This window comes from Pseudomonas fragi (assembly GCF_002269505.1).
In the GTDB taxonomy this organism is placed as follows: Bacteria; Pseudomonadota; Gammaproteobacteria; order Pseudomonadales; family Pseudomonadaceae; genus Aquipseudomonas; species Aquipseudomonas fragi_D.
Genome location: NZ_NQKQ01000043.1, coordinates 1 through 16,228, shown reverse-complemented (window position 1 = coordinate 16,228; position 16,228 = coordinate 1). Strand labels below are relative to the sequence as shown.

Here is a 16,228-nt window from a genome sequence, read left to right as displayed (position 1 = left end):
CGCTGGTTGCTCATGGCACCTCCTAATGGGCCTCATTTTAAGGCTTGGAGGTGTCTACGAAACTAGGGGCGATTCAGACACTGCCGACCATGTTTACCGAGTGTTTGAAGGTTCATGATGGCCAAAACGGGAAAGCCGGTAGCCTGTTCACACAAGGCCGCTACCTGAGCGCAGAACAGATTGAGTCCGAGTGGTGCGCTTGGCGTGACTTGCTGGAGCAAGGAGAGTTTGAAGATCGCGATAGTGACCCCGAATGCGGCATCAAGACCGGCTGGTGGCGTCTTGGCTGGGTACCTTTCGTATCCAACGGCCGAGGTGACCACCTGTGCCTGGATTTAGATCCCGATGCAGACGGTAAAGTGGGGCAAGTGATCGAAGTTTCACATGATGTGCAAGAGCGGTGCCTGGTCAGTAGTACTTTCAGCGAATGGCTGGCGACCGAAGTACAGTTGAAATGTCATGACTAAACCAATGACTGCGCTGAAAGAAGAGCGTCTGCAGAAGTTGTTTGATGATTGCCAGCAACAGGTTCTGTCTCAAATCATCGGGCCCTTCGGGCTCTCTATGGCAATGTTTGAAGACAAAAATGGCGGTAATGTCACCACGCTGCATAACTTCTCCCGGGATGATGATCAGTTCGTTGCCACGCAAAATGATCGCCAAGTCCATGCGCACTCTCAAGAGGAGTACAACAAAAAAACACGCGACAAGTATGAATTGACGCAGACAGAATGGGACGCCAAACGCGATACCAAAATTGCTGCTGGCATCGACGAATACACCGGTCATACCGTGGAGAGAAACGGAACGATCGACTTGCCCAATGGCAACAATGTGGCGGCTGAACTGGATCATGTTGTCGCGATCAAGGCCGTACATGGCAAAAAGAATGTTCAACTCGGGCTGGCAAAAGTAGTCGACGGTGAGGTCGATGTCGGTGCTATCAAGAAAATCGTCAACGACGATAACAACTTGGCACTGACCAACAAGCCACTCAATGCCTCAAAGTGGAGTCATGACCTCAAAGAATGGGAAGACAAACCCAAATCAGGCGGAAACGGTGAAAGTAACGCCGACTATTTTGACGTCGACACAGAAAGAAGCGAAGCCAAGTATGAAACGGCCACTGAGCACATTGAGCGCTCGGCTAATAACGCTCTGCTAAAGAAACAAAGTTTTGAACTGCTCCAGACCGGTGCTAAACAAGCTGCAATGATGGGGATGCGCCAGGCACTTGGTATGCTACTGACTGAACTGGTCAACGGCTTGTTCAATGAATTCAAAGTGCTGATCAAACAGGGTATCGATGCCAGCAAGACCCTGTTTGAAGACATCCGTATGCGCCTGAGCAAGGTCTTTGATTCAGTCATCAAGAAAGTACCCGATGCGCTTTCGCAAATGTTTCAAGGGGGTATCAGCGGCTTCATGAGCAACTTGCTGACATTCCTGCTCAATGGCTTTTTTTCCACGGCAAAACGTTTCGTTACGGTGATCCGAGACGGTATGCTCGGCCTGTTCCGCGCCTTCAAGATGATCCTCTTTCCCCCAGAACACATGACCGGGGACCAAGCTCTTCAAGAAGGATTGAAAATCCTCACCACCGTCATAGTCACCTCCGTTGGCATTTTGCTCAATGAAACGGTTGCGACTTTTATGGCCACAGTACCGTTCCTCAAGCCATTCGCTGACCTGATCACCCCCGTGCTGATCGGAATCATGACCGGCTTGCTCTCTGCGTTCCTGGCATACCAGATCGATTGCCTGTTTGATCGTTACCGGCACTCTCACAACGAACGGTTCATGGATGAACTCATGGCCGACGCCAAACGTCGCGATGTGTTTGCCAACGAACTGGTTACGCTGTCGGAAAGCTCGCTTGGCAACATTGAGAACTATTCAAAGTCGATCAGTTTGTACCAAAGCATCGGAGTCACTCTGGGTACTGCCGGCGTGGCCTCTGCCGCCGCGCTTGCGAGCCTGAATAACAGCGTGAGAGACACCGACGTGCAGGTGGCCAAGAGCCTCGCAATGATCGATTTCATTCACGAAAGCCAAATGGAAATTGAAGATTTCCTGAACACTTTTTAATAGGGCGTGACTCATGAGTTCAGCAAATAAACAAGAAATGGCGATTATTCAGGCCTTCTCGTCTGTCGATGTTCCAGAGCGAATCATTCGTGAAAGCAATATCAAAGAACTGATCATTGGGATGAGCGCAGACCAAGATTCGGTCCAGTCCGATGCGCGCCGTCTGGAACGGCTTCGCAAGGAAAAGAAAGAAGGAAACTTCATCGGTAACTGGTGGAATGATCGCGATGACGAAGTCCAGGACGCACAAATCGACCTGAACAAATCCATCGGCCGTCTGACACAAAAGTCCTCACAACTGCTGATCGTCAACACCGCCGTATCTAAGATATTGAATGATCAACAGAACATCCTGCTAAACCAGCAAAACATCCTGAAACAACAGACCCAGACGCTGGAAGAGCAAAACCACAGGATTTTGCACCAGCAAAACCGGCTGTCTGAGCAACAGAAGGAAATCAATGCCGCTAACCAAGGTTTAATGGAGGCCAAGGGGCTGACCCAGGAGCAAGCCCGAAAGCTGGTGGGCTGTGTCGTGCAGGTAACCCAGGCAGAACAGAAGATAGAAACAGCAAATGAGGCTCTGCGCACCTTACTCAACCAACAACTGCAAGCGTCAGTTGCTCAATGCACTGGCACATTGAAACAGGGCTTTGCTGAACAAACCGAGCGTCATAGTGCTCTGGAAAAACAACTAAGCGATTCACTGCTGACCCAGTCTCAGCGCACGGCAACTGAACTGGAGCGTTTCGCCAGCAACGCTTTGGACTTCAGAAGCCTAGTCGAACAGCAACTGCAGGACGCAGCCAGTCAGTGCATTCAAACGCTGAACGAGGGACTAACTCTTCAGGAAGAAAGCCATCATGCCTTTGAGGCAGAGATCAGCCAAACACTCTCGACACAGACCCAACAAACAGCTGCCGAAATGAAGCAATTTGCCAGCAATGCATCAGACTTCAGCACCCGTGTCGAGCAACAAATGGCAGCACATATTCTGGCCATGCAAAATAAAACCGAAGCCCAGGATGCCGAAACTCAGCAGATGCGAGAAAATCTCTCAGCACAGTCAATGACATTACAGCGCGACATGATGGCAATCGTTGAGCAGAAAACACTGACACTGGGTGAAACATCAACCCGGCTTGAGTTAAAACACGATACCGCACAATTGGAACAGGCTGAGGCACTTGCCACACTGCAAACATTGTTTGAAAGCAGCCTGCAGCAACTGACGACAGACCTGAGCAGCAAAGCTGACGACTTGGGAAATGCACAAGCGCGGCTACAGCATCTGCAAGACACTCAGAAAAAAAACAACTTTCGTCATCGGCTGGCACTTGCGACGATAGGCTGCTTATCCGTCGCTTCTCTTTGCTGGCAGGTCGCCCGGCATTACGCCTTGATCTAATAGTGACGAATCACCGCTGCCCATCGCTAGCCAAGCTGCGGTGGTCGGCTATGCCGCCACTACCTGATCAGAACTTCACACCCATTGTCAGCGTCACAAAGTCGCGGTCGCTGAGGGTGTTGTAGCGCCCACCAAAAAAGTTGGTGTACGACAGGCTGCCTGTGTAAGTGCTTTGATACTCACCTTCCAGCCCCAGGCTGATTGCTTTGCGGCCTTCTTCGAAGTTGGCATCGGGTCCCGGCGAATAGCCACTGACATCATGGGACCAGCCCAGGTTGGGCTTGAGGTTGACCCCGGGCAGAACGCTGTTGTATTCCCACACCGCGCGGCCACGGTAGCCCCAGGACGTGGCCGTGGTGAAACCGTCACGCCCCGCCTGCCCGAAGACCGGGTCACGGCCATAGCGCAGGTTAGACGGGCTATCCAGCCCGCCCACCCGGGTCACGCCCACTTCACCGGTCACAGTCAGGCGATCGGCGCCCATCGCGTTATCGAACACATGACTGAGGGAGGTCTGCAACTGAGTGACTTCCTTGCGCCGATAACCCTGCACATCCGCGCCGGGGGTTACGGTCAGTGGCGATGCATCGGCAAGGCCGGGCAGCAACGTGACATTGGCATACAGCAAGTCGTTGCTGTTGAGTTGCACCGGCGCATTGGGCCGGTAGCTCAACTCGCCCTTCCAGGCCGTGCCTGTGGATAACGTGGTGGCGAAGCTCAGGCCGTAAAGGCGGATGTCTTCAGGGTATTCAACGTAGTAGCCCGAATTGCCGGCGACGATCATCGGCGCCAGCCCTCCCGCACCTGCTGCTGCGTTATAGGCCGACTGCGGCGCGGCGCTGGCACTGAGGATCGGGTCGCGACTGTGGTAGTTCATGAAGTAAGCGCCGAACTCGGTGTCCAGCGGCTCGAACACATAGTGCATGGCCACGCCGAACTGGCCGCTGTTGCGCGCATTGCGATTGGCACCACGGCGAACCAGCACGCCCTCTTCGTTCACTTCGACCCCGGCACCGCCAAGCGCGGCGAGGTCGGCCACATCGAGAGCCGAACGCTTGCTCATCACCCGGTAGTTGCCGCTGCAACCGTCGGCCATCACGTCAGACTGGGAGAAAAATGTACCGCAGTTGTCCGCCTCGGACGGCTCCCAATCCAGTTGATAAAAAGCCTCGGCCGACAGGTTGTCGGTCAGGTTTTGCGAGAGATAGAACAGGTTGACGGGCACCAGGCCGTCTTTGTACTCCGTACCCGGCCGACGATAAGCGGCGGGGTCGGTGGGATTGATCGCATTGATGCCACCGCCGATAAACGCACTTTCGCCCCAACTGACCACCTGCTTACCCAAGCGGACTGCACCGGGCTGATCAGCGATGGCGTAGTTGTGATACACGAACGCATCGAGCAGTTGCGCGCCGGCGGATTGCGCACTGGCCCGGCGACCACTGTCACTGATGGACTTGAAGGGGCGGCTGTCGTCCTGCAACTCGAAGTCATACCAATACTTGCCGCGCACATACAGGCCGCTGTCGCCGTACTTGAGCTCCAGGGCGTGCATGCCGGTAAAGATTTTCGAGAAGGTTTCGCCGCGCTTGAAGTTCAGGCGCCCATCGTCGGAGATTTCGGATTGCCCGGTGCCGCCATTGTTGGTGCCAATCAGTTTGCGGTCGGCCTTGGCCGTAGACCAGTTGGCACCAATGGACAGCTCGGAATCGATCTGGCCTTCAACGTCACCGATATTGAAGCTCACGCCCCAGGCGTGCGTCGAAGCGAGGCTGACTGCCAGCGCCAGTTTGGCGCGGCGCCAAAACCGGTTGACTGAGGACATCGATACTTCTCCATGGGCACACTGCGATAAGCCCGCAAGGATGAAGCAAATCCAGATTTTGACAAGAACACTACAGGCTGTGACACCGGCAACTTCAACATCACCTTCGATCCTGCAACACCTGTAGTCGCTGCCGAAGGCTGCGAGCTTTTAAAGATCCTCAGATCAAAAGCTCGCAGCCTTCGGCAGCGACTACAGGTGCTTTTAATGCATCTCGGTAAACGCCAGTTTCACGCCCAGCGCCACCAGTACTGCACCCATGGTGCGGTCAAACCAATGGCCCATGCGCGCAAAACCGGTGCGCACGCGCTGATGGCTGAACAACATGGCCACCATGCAGAACCACAACCCGGTTGCCACTGCCAGGTACACGCCATAACCGGCCTGGATCGACAGCGGGGTATGCGGGTTGATCACCACGGTAAACAGCGACAGGAAAAACAGCGTTGCCTTGGGGTTCAGGCCGTTGGTCACGAAGCCCGAGGTGAACGCGCCACGTGCCGTGCGCTCGCCCACCGGCAAGCTGGACGCCAGCGCTGCCGGATCGGCCGGTTTGGCCCGCAGTGCCTTGATGCCGATATACAACAGGTAGGCCGCCGCCAGCCATTTCAGGGCATTGAACAGCACAATCGATTGCGACACGATGATGCCGATACCCAGCAACGAATAACCGACATGGACGAAAATCGCCGTGCCTACACCAAAGGCGGTAAACATCCCTGCGCGGCGACCGTGAGTAACGCTCTCGCGCACCACCACGGCAAAATCAGGCCCGGGGCTGGCCACCGCCAGCAGGTGAATCAGGGCAACAGTCAAAAATTCTGTCCAGTACATGCACGGCTCCATTACAAATTGTTTCTTCTGTTAGGCTCGCCACATTACGCCTTCATTTCACAGCACAAAAGGTACAGTTGATGACTAACACTCAGCGCGCCGTATTCCTTGATTACACGTCACTGGACCTGGGCGATCTCGACCTCGATCCGCTGCGTCGCGCTTTCGGCGACTTGCGGCTGTGCGCAGACACCACGCCAGCCAATGTGATCGAGCGTTTGCAAGGCGCCAGCGTGGCCATCAGCAATAAAGTTGTGCTCAACGCCCAAACCCTGGCTGCCTGCCCGGACCTGAAGTTGATTCTGGTAGCTGCCACCGGCACCAACAACGTTGACCTTGAGGCCGCCCGCGCCCAAGGGATCACCGTGGCCAACTGCCAGGGCTACGGCACGCCGTCGGTGGCGCAACACACCCTCGGCCTGCTGCTGGCACTGGCCACGCGCCTGGTCGACTACAACAAGGCCGTGGCCGATAGCCAGTGGCAGCAGTCAAAACAGTTCTGCCTGCTGGACTTTCCGATTGTCGAGCTGGAAGGCAAGACCCTGGGCTTGTTCGGTCACGGCGAGCTGGGCAGCGCGGTGGCGAAACTGGCCGAAGCCTTCGGCATGCGCGTGTTGATCGGACAGATCCCGGGGCGCCCGGCCCGTGCCGGGCGCCTGACGCTCGACGAACTGCTGCCCCAGGTCGACGCCCTGACCTTTCACTGCCCGCTCACCGAGCACACGCGTAATTTTATCGGTGCCCGCGAACTGGCACTGCTCAAGCCCGGCGCCTTTGTGGTCAACACTGCACGCGGTGGCATGATCGACGAACAGGCTCTGGCTGATGCCCTGCGCAGCGGCCATCTGGGCGGCGCGGCGACCGATGTGCTGAGCGTAGAACCGCCACGCGACGGCAACCCGCTGCTGGCGGCCGACATTCCGCGCCTGATCATCACCCCGCACAGTGCCTGGGGCAGTCGTGAAGCGCGCCAGCGGATCGTCGGCCAACTGGCGCAAAACGCCGAAGCGTTCTTCAACGGTACAGCGCTGCGGGTCGTCAGTTGATAGACTGCGCCCCTTTTTGAGGAGCAGATTATGGATCCGCGCAGTGAAGTACTGCTTCGTCAGCCTGAATACTTTCAAGGTTCGGTGCTGTTGGTCGGCTTGCCGGCTGACGAACTGCTGGGCGAATTGCCCGATGCCCACGGCTGGTGCTGGCATGCCGGCGACCAGGCCGTGCTCGACGCCCGTTTTGCCGGGCGCGTGCAATTCGGTGTCGATATCCCTGAGCGGGGGTTCGATACCGCCGTCGTATTTCTGCCCAAGTCCAAGGAGTTGAGCGACTACGTGCTCAAGGCCGTGGCCGCCCGCCTGCCGGGTGCCGACGTGTTTCTGGTCGGTGAAAAAAAGGGCGGTATTGAAGGCGCGTCCAAGCAACTGATCCCGTTCGGCAAACCGCGCAAGCTCGACAGCGCGCGGCATTGCCAGCTGTGGCAAGTGACCGTGGAAAACGCGCCAGCGGCGCCGGTGCTGCACGAGCTTGCGCAACATTACGAACTGCCGCTGGCCGAAGGTCCGCTCAAGGTCGTGAGCCTGCCCGGCGTGTTCAGCCACGGTCGCCTGGATCGCGGCAGCGCCCTGCTGCTTGAGCACCTGGACAAGTTGCCCAGCGGCCACGTGCTGGACTTCGGCTGCGGTGCGGGCGTGCTCGGGGCGGCGGTCAAACGTCGCTACCCGCACAACAACGTCACCCTGCTCGACGTGGATGCCTTCGCCACTGCCAGCAGCCGTCTGACACTGGCCGCCAATGGCCTGGAAGGCGAAGTGATTACCGGCAACGGCATCGACGCCGCGCCGATGGGGCTGAACACGATCCTGAGTAACCCGCCGTTTCACGTGGGGGTGCACACCGATTACCATGCCACCGAGAACTTGCTGCAAAAAGCAGTCAAACATCTGAAATCAGGCGGTGAACTGCGAATTGTCGCCAACAGCTTCCTGCGCTACCAGCCGCTGATCGAAGAGCATTTCGGTGCCTGCACGGTCAAGGCCGAGGGTCAGGGTTTCCGGATTTACAGCGCCAAGCGTCGTTGAACCTGTCGGAAAATAAGAGCTTGCCGGATCGGATTTGCCTAGGCAGAATCCGCTCCGTCCTAGGGGAGTAGTCTCCCACGAGCGTCAAGCTCGTCCGGCATACGTCAACATACTTGGTCAACAGACCATGGCGTATGCGACCCAGGTGTCCGCACAGACGGACCGGGGTTTGACAAGACCTATGACACGAACACCTTACCCGGGGCGGGGAGGCTGTACGTGTCATAGCCGTGTCGACCCGCCCCTGGAAACCACCTGATGATGCTCGATTCCCTGCTTGTCCCTACTGCAATCGTTGCCTTGGCCGAAATCGGCGACAAGACGCAACTGCTCGCCCTCATTCTGGCCGCACGCTTTCGCAAACCCTGGCCGATAATCGCCGGTATCGTGGTCGCGACCCTGGCCAACCATGCCGCCGCCGGTGCCGTGGGCGCCTGGTTCAGTACATTCTTCAGTGACGCCATGCTGCACTGGATCCTCGCCGCGAGCTTTACCGCGACCGCGTTGTGGACGTTGGTGCCGGACAAGATGGACGACGACGAAGCCAGCACCGCACGCAAGTACGGGCCGTTCGTGACGACCCTGATCACCTTCTTCATTGCCGAAATCGGTGACAAGACCCAGGTGGCGACCGTCATGCTCGCCGCGCAATACCCGGATCTGTGGCTGGTGATTATCGGCACCACCCTGGGCATGCTGATTGCCAACGTGCCGGTGGTTTTGGCGGGTAACTTTGCCGCAGACAAACTGCCGTTGACCCTGATCCGCAGACTGGCTGCCACCGCGTTCGTGGTACTGGCTGTAGTGGCGGTGTACAAGGCGATGCAGATCAGCGGCTGGGTTTAAAAGCCCCTCACCCTCTCCCAGAGGGAGAGGGAACCGATTGGGGGATGTTCCAGAGCAATACACAGCAGAAAAACTTGTACTGAACCTTGAAACAACTCGGTCAAGCCCCCTCTCCCTTTGGGAGAGGGTTGGGGTGAGGGCCAGGCCGTTACTGGGTTTTCGGCGCTTGCTGATACAGCGGCATGACCTTTGGAATGGCCGCTTGCAACGCTGCAATCCGGCTGCTGGAAGCCGGGTGAGTACTCATGAATTCTGGCGGCGCATTCTGTGATTGCTGAGCCATTTTCTGCCACAGGGTGATCGCCGCATTCGGGTTGTAGCCCGCACGGGCTGCCAGCTCCAGGCCGATCAAGTCCGCTTCGTTTTCATTGCTGCGGCTGTTGGGCAAGGTCAGGCTGTAGTTCACCACCGTGTCGGCCAGCCCCAGGCTGTCCTGCCCCAACCCCAACAAGGCGCCAGCACCCTGCTTGGCGATCTCGATACCGTAGGCCTTGGACATGGATTCACGCCCGTGCTCACGCAAGGCGTGGGCAATTTCATGGCCCATGATCGCGGCAATCTCATCATCACTCAGTTTGAGTTGTTCGATGATCCCGCTGTAAAAGATGATCTTGCCGCCAGGGCCGCAGTTGGCGTTGAGCTCGTCACTCTTGATCAAATTGACTTCCCAGTTCCATTGCGCGGCATCCGGGCGAAAGGCCGGAGCCTGGGCAATCAGCCGGTTGGCGATTGCCTGCAGGCGCTTGGCGTTGGCGCTGGTCTTGTCCAGAGCGCCCTTGGTGCTGGCCTCGCTGACAGTCTGCTGATAAGACTGCGCGTACATCTGGTCAACCTGCTGGCTCGACAGCATGCTGAACATGTACTGCTTGCGCTCGACACCGACAGCGCCGCCATTGGTGGTATTCACCGCCTGGCAGCCACTGAGCAACAACCCGGCGCCCACTGCGCACACTACCGCTAACTTACCCATCAATAATCTCCATAAAGATGGCGCGCATCGTATCTCAACCCGGCGTCAGGCACTCGGGTGCGTTGAGTTTTGGATCGTTGACCAGATTGGCCAGCGGCCGTTCACGCAGCGGCATCTGCGGGCTGGCCAGCAGTGCCTGCAGCACATGCAGCGGGGTCTGGGGGTCAAGCCAGGCCTGTTGGCCGGCCTCATCCAGAATCAGCGGGCGACGCTGGCTGGCCGCCGCCTGTGTGATCACTGCGGTACTGAGCCACACATGACCGGCCACCGGGTAGGCCTCCCAGATACCGGCAAAAAACAGCGAGGAGCCCTCCCCCGGGGTCAGCCAATAGGGGCGCTTGCGGGTCGTGCCGCGCCACTCGTAAAAACCGTTGGCCGGAATCAGGCAGCGACGCTCGCGCAAGGCATCGCGAAACATGGGCTGCTCGACCACGGTTTCGGCACGGGCATGAGCCGGGGTGCGCGACAGGTCGGTAAGCCACGCCGGAGTCAGGCCCCAACGCGCCCTCGCCAGTTCTCGCTGGCCAGGCTCGGCCCCTGCACGCAGGATCAATACCGAATCATTGGGCGAAATGTTCCACTGGGCCTGCTGATCCGCCGGAAAACCGGGCAAGGCTGCAAACGCAGGGTTCCAGCGAAACAGGGCAAAACGTCCACACATGGGGCAGCACAACTCTTCTTTTATAAAGCAGTGAAAAAACCGCTGCAGGCGTCAGCAGATCAGTACATCTGCAACGCTGTCGGGCTCATCGCCCGCCAACGGCGTGGCCGCATTGTACGCATCGATCAACGCGCGTGCGCAGCGCGCCTGATCATCGGCTACCGCCAGCCCCAACAACCCCAAGGCCGGCAACTCCCCGGTACCGCCAATCAAATCGCGGCCCTGCAGGGTTGCCTCAATGCCCTCACTGGCCAGCATGCCCAGCAACAATTCGGCTTCCATCAGGTTTTCCGGCTCGTAGATGCGTTGCATGGTCTTCACTCGCTACTCATTCTCGGTCTGTACATCAAGCATCCATTCATGACCATCGGTCTGAAGATGGAAAAGGATCGGTCGGCAACACACCGGGCAATCTTCAATGTAGCTTTGATCGCCCCCCGAAAGATCCAGCACCGCTTCTGCCGGCTCGCCACAATAGGGGCATTCATAGCGTTCAGTTTCAAGCATCGCGGTCTCCAGAGTGACTTGTGCGTATAATCGCCGGTCTATTAGCAGGGCTATTATTTTTGCCCTGCCCTGCGTACCAACCCTAGCCGTTTCCAACAAGAGAGCATGATGGGCCAATTCGATAGCATCCGACCTTACGACGACGCCGAAGTACCAGCAGTGCTGGCCCGGCTGCTCAGCGACAAGGCGTTTCTGGATATCCTGACCCACTTTCGCTTTCCGCGCCTGGCTGGCGCTTTCGGCTGGCTGTTAAAACCACTTATAGCTCATCGCCTGCGCAAAGAGTTCGCCAGCGTCAATTCGGTCGCAGCCCTGCAGGACAAGGTCGAGGTTTACGTCGACCGCACCATCGAACATGCCACCGACGGCGTGACCTATACCGGCGTCGAGCAACTGAAATCCGGCAGCGCCTACCTGTTTCTGGCCAACCACCGCGATATCGTGATGGACCCGGCCTTTGTCAATTACGCCGTGTACCACGCCGGCCTGCCCACGCCGCGCATCGCCATTGGCGACAACCTGCTGCAAAAGCCTTTTGTCAGCGATCTGATGCGTCTGAACAAGAGCTTTATCGTGCACCGTTCGATCACCGGGCGCCGCGAAAAGCTCGCGGCCTATCAACTGCTGTCGGCGTATATCAATCACTCGATCCGCAATGACTGCCAGTCGATCTGGATTGCCCAGGCTGAAGGCCGCGCCAAGGACGGTGATGACCGTACCGATTCGGCGATCCTGAAAATGTTCCACATGAGCCGTAAAAACGAGCCGTTTGCCGAGGTCATTCAGTCATTGAACCTGACCCCGGTATCCATCAGCTACGAATACGACCCCTGTGACCAGGCCAAGGCCCGCGAGCTGTATATCCGCGCTACCACGGGCACCTACAGCAAGGCTCCGGGTGAAGACGACACCAGCATCGCCAACGGCATAACCGGGTATAAAGGCCGCGTGCACGTGAACTTTGCCGCCCCTGTTACCGAGCCTTTCGAGGACAGCAAGTTGCTGGCCGCAGAAATGGACCGTCATATCCTTGGTGGCTACCGCCTGTTCCCGGCGCACTACCTGGCGTATGCACAGTGGGCTGAGGCCGAGCCAGAGCTGCAAGTGCCCACCGCCGCCGAGGTATTCGGTGCCGAAGAACTGGCCAAGGCCCAACAGGAATGGCAACGCCGCCTGGACGCCTGCCCAGCCGAGCACCGCCCCTACCTGGTGCTGCAGTATGCGATGCCAGTGCGCAACCAGTACCGGATCAAGGCGGGTTTGGCGCTGTAGCCCAATACACCCGTGGGAGCGAGCCGGCTCGCGAAGGTTGTGCGCGAGCAGGCTCGCTCCCTCAGAAGGGCTTAAATTCTGCTGTCACCGTATCGTCATGAAGAGAGGCCACTCTGTGGCCCCTCGACACCGACACGGAGCTTGTCATGTTGCACGCAGAAAACCAGGACCGCCTTTACCTGATCGCCCCCAGCGACGAACAGCAGGCATTGATCGAGGGTTTGGCCTTTAACGTGCAGGACCGCCACTGGCTGGTTTACTGCGCCCTGAGCGGTCACACCCATGCCGACTTGCCCGAGACGGACTTGCTCACCGGCGTCAGCCGCCTGGAGCTGTATGCCGAAGCGGCCTGAAACCTTCAAACACAAAAAAGCCCGAACTCACTGAGTTCGGGCTTTTTGTTTTGCCTGCGATTACTCGCTGAGCAAACGACCGATGGTCGGGTCCTTGAACACGCGGGTCAGGGCGTCGCTAAGCACGTCGCTCACCAGCTTGGTGTTGGTTTCCTGATTCGGCGCCATGCCGAAGCGTTGGTCCAGGGACGCACCATAGCGGCCGCTGTAGGTACGGCCACCGTTCTTCACATCGGAGCGGAAGGTCGCGCCAATGGTGGCCTCAGTCACGTACATGGTGTCCTTGGGCGACTGATACTTGAGCTCGGCCAGGGTCACGGTCAGCGTGGGTGCGTTCATCGCATTGGCTGTCGGGGTGAACCCCAGCAGGCGCACGGCCGCTTCAGCCTGGGCTTGCAGCTTGGGAATCAGGTCGGCACTGCTGACGCTGATAGCGCTGGTTTCCGGGTACATGCCACCGCGGGTGCCCAGGGTTGGCGAAGGACGACCGTCAACCACCCGCACCACGACCGGCTGGCCACGACCCACGGGCGCAAGCTGAGTCGTCAGCTTGGGTTGCGGGCTGAGTTGTTGCGGGCTGTGGGCGCAGCCGACCAGGGTCAAACTGGTCACAGTAATCAAACCGAACAACAGGCGTTGCAACATGCTCATCTCTCCAGGACTGGGTAAAACAGGCCGTCAGTATAGGGTGCCGGACGCCTGCGAACTAGCCGCTTGCTGTCACCCTCCTGTCATGGCCAATTCATCCTGATGTCACCTGTACAAGGCATAGTCGCAACGACTGACTCAACAGGTGCCGCCATGAACATGCTCTTGACCCTGCTCGGCCTCAACCGCCCCAACCGCTGCTTCGCCCGCCTTGATCCGGCAGGCCGCTGCCAGGCCTTCAAGCAATGCAAACAACCGCCGGTCGGCGACAGTTGGGTCGAAATCGAAGAAATCCGCCTCAACTGGTTGCACCAGGTGCTACCCGCCAACGCCCGTATAGCCTCGCCCGCAAGGCATTCGGCGGTGCAACCGCTGCTGGGCCTCTGACCGGCGTACCAATAAAACTCATTTAACAGGATCAATTGCCCACGTTTCTTCGCTACAATCTCCCCCCGATTATAAGGACGTCTCCTGATCGGGCCCCGCAGCATCGCTAATGCGCTTGTATTGGCACCCCAAAACCGCCCACAGAGAGCCGCCCACACAGATCATGTGAAACTGGCGCGCTTGAATTTCATTGCGTAATCCCCACTTTCTGCATGGTCTGCCAGAGCTGTCATCACGCTCGGCCCCTGGTTCGGTGCCTGGCATGCGACAGCCCTTTTTTGAGGTTCACGTCTTCAAGAGAGCGTGAAAAAAAACGGGTTTCACAACTTCACAAGAGTGTGGCGAGCAAATGAAAAGTTTTGCGTCTGAACATGCACCATTAGCGTCTGAAATTGCATCACCAAGCAGGATCGAAGTCGGCTCCACAGCTCAAGACTGAAAGCCTGTCCGCTTACGGATTTGGTTGCACAAACGGACGCTCTAGACCTTAAGTCGAATTGCCTCCAGGGTACTGAAATGCGTTCATATGTACCTCGAAGGCCCGGTCTGGGCGTGCGCTAAAGTTGCAAGAAATTGCGAAGAATCGGACATGGCGATCCTGGCCACGAGTGGCCCGGGGTTCTATCAGAACCACGCCCCGGACACCTGGCAGCTATGCCGTCAATTTGGTGCCGTAGATTTTGGAGACGCGTTAATGGCGCATAACGAAGCAGTCGACGTAGTACTGGTTGGAGCGGGCATCATGAGTGCCACCCTCGCCGTACTGCTCAAAGAGCTCGACCCCGGCATTAAGCTGGAAGTTGTTGAGCAGATGGACTCAGGTGCTGCGGAGAGTTCCAACCCGTGGAACAACGCAGGTACCGGTCACGCTGGTCTTTGTGAGCTGAACTACACGCCGCAGACGGCTGACGGTTCGATCGACATCAAAAAGGCTGTGCATATCAATGCCCAGTTTGAAGTGTCGAAACAATTTTGGGCCTACCTGGCACAAAAAGGCACCTTCGGTTCGTGCAAGTCCTTCATCAGCCCGGTTCCTCACCTGAGCTACGTTGAAGGCGAAAAGGGCGTGTCCTTCCTGAAAAAACGCTTTGAAGTGCTGAGCAAGCACCATGCGTTTTCCGATATGGAATACACCGAAGACAAAGCCAGGATGGCCGAGTGGATGCCCCTGATGATGCCGGGCCGCCCTGCGGACCAGCACATCTCGGCCACCCGTGTGGAGCATGGCACTGACGTCAACTTCGGCGCCCTGACCCAGCAACTGCTCAAGCATCTGGCCAGCGCACCGGACACCCAGATCAAGTACAGCAAAAAAGTCACCGGCCTCAAGCGCAACGGTAACGGCTGGACTGTGAGCATCAAGGACACCAACAGCGGCAACACCCGCCACGTTGATGCCAAATTCGTATTCCTGGGTGCCGGTGGCGCGGCATTGCCGCTGCTGCAAGCTTCGGGCATCGAAGAAAGCAAAGGCTATGGCGGCTTCCCGGTCAGCGGCCAATGGCTGCGCTGCGACAACCCGGAAGTGGTCAAGCTGCACCAGGCCAAGGTTTACAGCCAGGCTGCCGTCGGCTCGCCGCCGATGTCGGTGCCGCACCTTGATACCCGTGTGGTTGATGGCAAAAAGTCGCTGCTGTTCGGACCTTATGCCGGTTTCACCACCAAGTTCCTCAAGCACGGTTCGTTCCTTGACCTGCCGATGTCGATCCGCCTGGGCAATATCGGGCCGATGCTCGCCGTGGCTCGCGACAACATGGACCTGACCAAGTACCTGGTCAGCGAAGTGCGCCAGTCGATGGAGCAACGCCTGGAGTCCCTGCGTCGTTTCTATCCACAGGCCAAGGCTGAAGACTGGCGTCTTGAGATTGCCGGGCAACGGGTTCAGATCATCAAGAAAGACCCGAAAAAAGGCGGTGTCTTGCAGTTCGGTACCGAACTGGTTGCGGCCAAAGACGGCTCGCTGGCCGCTCTGCTGGGTGCATCGCCGGGCGCTTCGGTAACCGTTTCGATCATGCTCGACCTGATCGAACGCTGCTTTGCGCAAAAAGCTACGGGCGAGTGGGCGACCAAGCTCAAGGAAATCTTCCCGGCACGGGAAAAGGTCCTCGAAACCGACGCCGACCTGTACCGTGAAATCAGCACCCGCAACTCCGAGTTGCTGGAACTGGTTGCACCACAGAGCGCCAACACCAGCATCGCGTAACGTCACACTGACGTTTCACACGTCAAAAAAAGCCCCTCGCCCTGTTTCAGGGCGAGGGGCTTTTTTGTTGCCCTTGTCTAGTCCTGAAATAGGTTTACACCAATTTCAGTCTCAAAACGCCCGATGCACCGCATCGGGCGTTTTGTATTTC

Annotated in this window: 17 protein-coding genes and 1 riboswitch; of the genes, 10 read left to right on the top strand and 7 right to left on the bottom strand. The window is 57.8% G+C overall.

The features are described from left to right. The first annotated feature begins 50 nt into the window (after positions 1–50). The 3 genes from CJU81_RS23130 to CJU81_RS23120 are packed head-to-tail and all read left to right on the top strand — an operon-like array spanning position 51 to position 3,496. Positions 51–467, top strand: a complete 417-nt coding sequence (locus CJU81_RS23130) for an SMI1/KNR4 family protein (protein ID WP_176464903.1) — start codon at positions 51–53, stop codon at positions 465–467. 4 nt (positions 468–471) lie between these two features. Then, positions 472–2,088, top strand: a complete 1,617-nt coding sequence (locus tag CJU81_RS23125; RefSeq protein ID WP_217902769.1) for a hypothetical protein — start codon at positions 472–474, stop codon at positions 2,086–2,088. Between the two features lie 13 nt (positions 2,089–2,101). Continuing rightward, positions 2,102–3,496, top strand: a complete 1,395-nt coding sequence (locus CJU81_RS23120) for a hypothetical protein (protein WP_141232630.1) — start codon at positions 2,102–2,104, stop codon at positions 3,494–3,496. Between the two features lie 67 nt (positions 3,497–3,563). Here CJU81_RS23120 and CJU81_RS23115 read toward each other — a convergent pair whose 3' ends face one another. Both CJU81_RS23115 and CJU81_RS23110 read right to left on the bottom strand, forming a co-directional pair. Next, entirely contained in the window at positions 3,564–5,321 is a 1,758-nt protein-coding gene (locus tag CJU81_RS23115; RefSeq protein ID WP_095038390.1) for a DUF1302 domain-containing protein, read from the bottom strand. Positions 5,322–5,525: 204 nt separating this feature from the next. Then, a complete protein-coding gene (locus CJU81_RS23110) occupies positions 5,526–6,155 on the bottom strand; it encodes a LysE family translocator (protein ID WP_095038389.1) in 630 nt (209 codons plus the stop codon). 80 nt (positions 6,156–6,235) lie between these two features. Here CJU81_RS23110 and CJU81_RS23105 point away from each other — a divergent pair, with 80 nt between their 5' ends. The 3 genes from CJU81_RS23105 (at position 6,236) to CJU81_RS23095 (ending at position 9,076) form a co-directional block, all read left to right on the top strand. Continuing rightward, on the top strand, positions 6,236–7,201 hold the full coding sequence (locus CJU81_RS23105; protein ID WP_095038388.1) for a 2-hydroxyacid dehydrogenase: 966 nt from the start codon (positions 6,236–6,238) through the stop codon (positions 7,199–7,201). A gap of 30 nt (positions 7,202–7,231) precedes the next feature. Further along, a complete protein-coding gene (locus tag CJU81_RS23100; protein WP_095038387.1) occupies positions 7,232–8,230 on the top strand; it encodes a class I SAM-dependent methyltransferase in 999 nt (332 codons plus the stop codon). A 49-nt stretch (positions 8,231–8,279) separates the two neighbouring features. Continuing rightward, a riboswitch (yybP-ykoY riboswitch) is annotated at positions 8,280–8,401 on the top strand. A 90-nt stretch (positions 8,402–8,491) separates the two neighbouring features. Continuing rightward, entirely contained in the window at positions 8,492–9,076 is a 585-nt protein-coding gene (locus tag CJU81_RS23095) for a TMEM165/GDT1 family protein (RefSeq protein WP_086799543.1), read from the top strand. Between the two features lie 148 nt (positions 9,077–9,224). Here the strand turns inward: CJU81_RS23095 and CJU81_RS23090 are convergent, their stop codons facing one another. Genes CJU81_RS23090 through CJU81_RS23075 form a run of 4 tightly spaced genes read right to left on the bottom strand, consistent with a single transcriptional unit; the run spans position 9,225 to position 11,214 of the window. Beyond that, positions 9,225–10,046 carry a M48 family metallopeptidase gene (locus CJU81_RS23090; RefSeq protein ID WP_095038386.1) on the bottom strand — a complete coding sequence of 274 codons (822 nt, stop codon included), beginning with the start codon at positions 10,044–10,046 and terminating at the stop codon, positions 9,225–9,227. Between the two features lie 34 nt (positions 10,047–10,080). Further along, positions 10,081–10,707 (bottom strand): SOS response-associated peptidase, encoded by a 627-nt coding sequence (locus CJU81_RS23085; protein ID WP_086795874.1) that lies wholly within the window; start codon positions 10,705–10,707, stop codon positions 10,081–10,083. A 51-nt stretch (positions 10,708–10,758) separates the two neighbouring features. Then, positions 10,759–11,019, bottom strand: a complete 261-nt coding sequence (locus CJU81_RS23080) for a putative signal transducing protein (protein WP_095038394.1) — start codon at positions 11,017–11,019, stop codon at positions 10,759–10,761. A gap of 12 nt (positions 11,020–11,031) precedes the next feature. Further along, a complete protein-coding gene (locus CJU81_RS23075; RefSeq protein WP_088378989.1) occupies positions 11,032–11,214 on the bottom strand; it encodes a CPXCG motif-containing cysteine-rich protein in 183 nt (60 codons plus the stop codon). 105 nt (positions 11,215–11,319) lie between these two features. On the opposite strand from CJU81_RS23075, the gene CJU81_RS23070 reads away from it, so the two are divergent. After that, the gene (locus CJU81_RS23070; protein WP_095038385.1) at positions 11,320–12,486 is read left to right on the top strand and encodes a 1-acyl-sn-glycerol-3-phosphate acyltransferase; all 1,167 of its coding nucleotides are present in this window, start codon (positions 11,320–11,322) and stop codon (positions 12,484–12,486) included. Positions 12,487–12,632: 146 nt separating this feature from the next. Then, a complete protein-coding gene (locus CJU81_RS23065) occupies positions 12,633–12,839 on the top strand; it encodes a hypothetical protein (RefSeq protein WP_095026388.1) in 207 nt (68 codons plus the stop codon). Positions 12,840–12,899: 60 nt separating this feature from the next. Here CJU81_RS23065 and CJU81_RS23060 read toward each other — a convergent pair whose 3' ends face one another. Further along, complete coding sequence (locus CJU81_RS23060; protein WP_016779491.1) at positions 12,900–13,484, bottom strand: YajG family lipoprotein; 585 nt, start codon at positions 13,482–13,484, stop codon at positions 12,900–12,902. A 156-nt stretch (positions 13,485–13,640) separates the two neighbouring features. Between CJU81_RS23060 and CJU81_RS23055 the strand changes: the two genes are divergently transcribed. Both CJU81_RS23055 and mqo read left to right on the top strand, forming a co-directional pair. Continuing rightward, entirely contained in the window at positions 13,641–13,874 is a 234-nt protein-coding gene (locus CJU81_RS23055) for a hypothetical protein (RefSeq protein ID WP_095038384.1), read from the top strand. A gap of 694 nt (positions 13,875–14,568) precedes the next feature. Beyond that, positions 14,569–16,077 (top strand): malate dehydrogenase (quinone), encoded by a 1,509-nt coding sequence (mqo, locus tag CJU81_RS23050; RefSeq protein WP_095038383.1) that lies wholly within the window; start codon positions 14,569–14,571, stop codon positions 16,075–16,077. Positions 16,078–16,228 lie beyond the last annotated feature (151 nt).

Excerpts from the sequence above, each read along its gene's own strand:
- CJU81_RS23125 (WP_217902769.1), top strand. The coding sequence starts at position 472 with ATGACTGCGCTGAAAGAAGAGCGTCTGCAGAAGTTGTTTGATGATTGC.
- CJU81_RS23120 (WP_141232630.1), top strand. The coding sequence starts at position 2,102 with ATGAGTTCAGCAAATAAACAAGAAATGGCGATTATTCAGGCCTTCTCG.
- CJU81_RS23115 (WP_095038390.1), bottom strand. The coding sequence starts at position 5,321 with ATGTCCTCAGTCAACCGGTTTTGGCGCCGCGCCAAACTGGCGCTGGCA.
- CJU81_RS23110 (WP_095038389.1), bottom strand. The coding sequence starts at position 6,155 with ATGTACTGGACAGAATTTTTGACTGTTGCCCTGATTCACCTGCTGGCG.
- CJU81_RS23105 (WP_095038388.1), top strand. The coding sequence starts at position 6,236 with ATGACTAACACTCAGCGCGCCGTATTCCTTGATTACACGTCACTGGAC.
- CJU81_RS23100 (WP_095038387.1), top strand. The coding sequence starts at position 7,232 with ATGGATCCGCGCAGTGAAGTACTGCTTCGTCAGCCTGAATACTTTCAA.
- CJU81_RS23095 (WP_086799543.1), top strand. The coding sequence starts at position 8,492 with ATGCTCGATTCCCTGCTTGTCCCTACTGCAATCGTTGCCTTGGCCGAA.
- CJU81_RS23090 (WP_095038386.1), bottom strand. The coding sequence starts at position 10,046 with ATGGGTAAGTTAGCGGTAGTGTGCGCAGTGGGCGCCGGGTTGTTGCTC.
- CJU81_RS23085 (WP_086795874.1), bottom strand. The coding sequence starts at position 10,707 with ATGTGTGGACGTTTTGCCCTGTTTCGCTGGAACCCTGCGTTTGCAGCC.
- CJU81_RS23080 (WP_095038394.1), bottom strand. The coding sequence starts at position 11,019 with ATGCAACGCATCTACGAGCCGGAAAACCTGATGGAAGCCGAATTGTTG.
- CJU81_RS23075 (WP_088378989.1), bottom strand. The coding sequence starts at position 11,214 with ATGCTTGAAACTGAACGCTATGAATGCCCCTATTGTGGCGAGCCGGCA.
- CJU81_RS23070 (WP_095038385.1), top strand. The coding sequence starts at position 11,320 with ATGATGGGCCAATTCGATAGCATCCGACCTTACGACGACGCCGAAGTA.
- CJU81_RS23065 (WP_095026388.1), top strand. The coding sequence starts at position 12,633 with ATGTTGCACGCAGAAAACCAGGACCGCCTTTACCTGATCGCCCCCAGC.
- CJU81_RS23060 (WP_016779491.1), bottom strand. The coding sequence starts at position 13,484 with ATGTTGCAACGCCTGTTGTTCGGTTTGATTACTGTGACCAGTTTGACC.
- CJU81_RS23055 (WP_095038384.1), top strand. The coding sequence starts at position 13,641 with ATGAACATGCTCTTGACCCTGCTCGGCCTCAACCGCCCCAACCGCTGC.
- mqo (WP_095038383.1), top strand. The coding sequence starts at position 14,569 with ATGGCGCATAACGAAGCAGTCGACGTAGTACTGGTTGGAGCGGGCATC.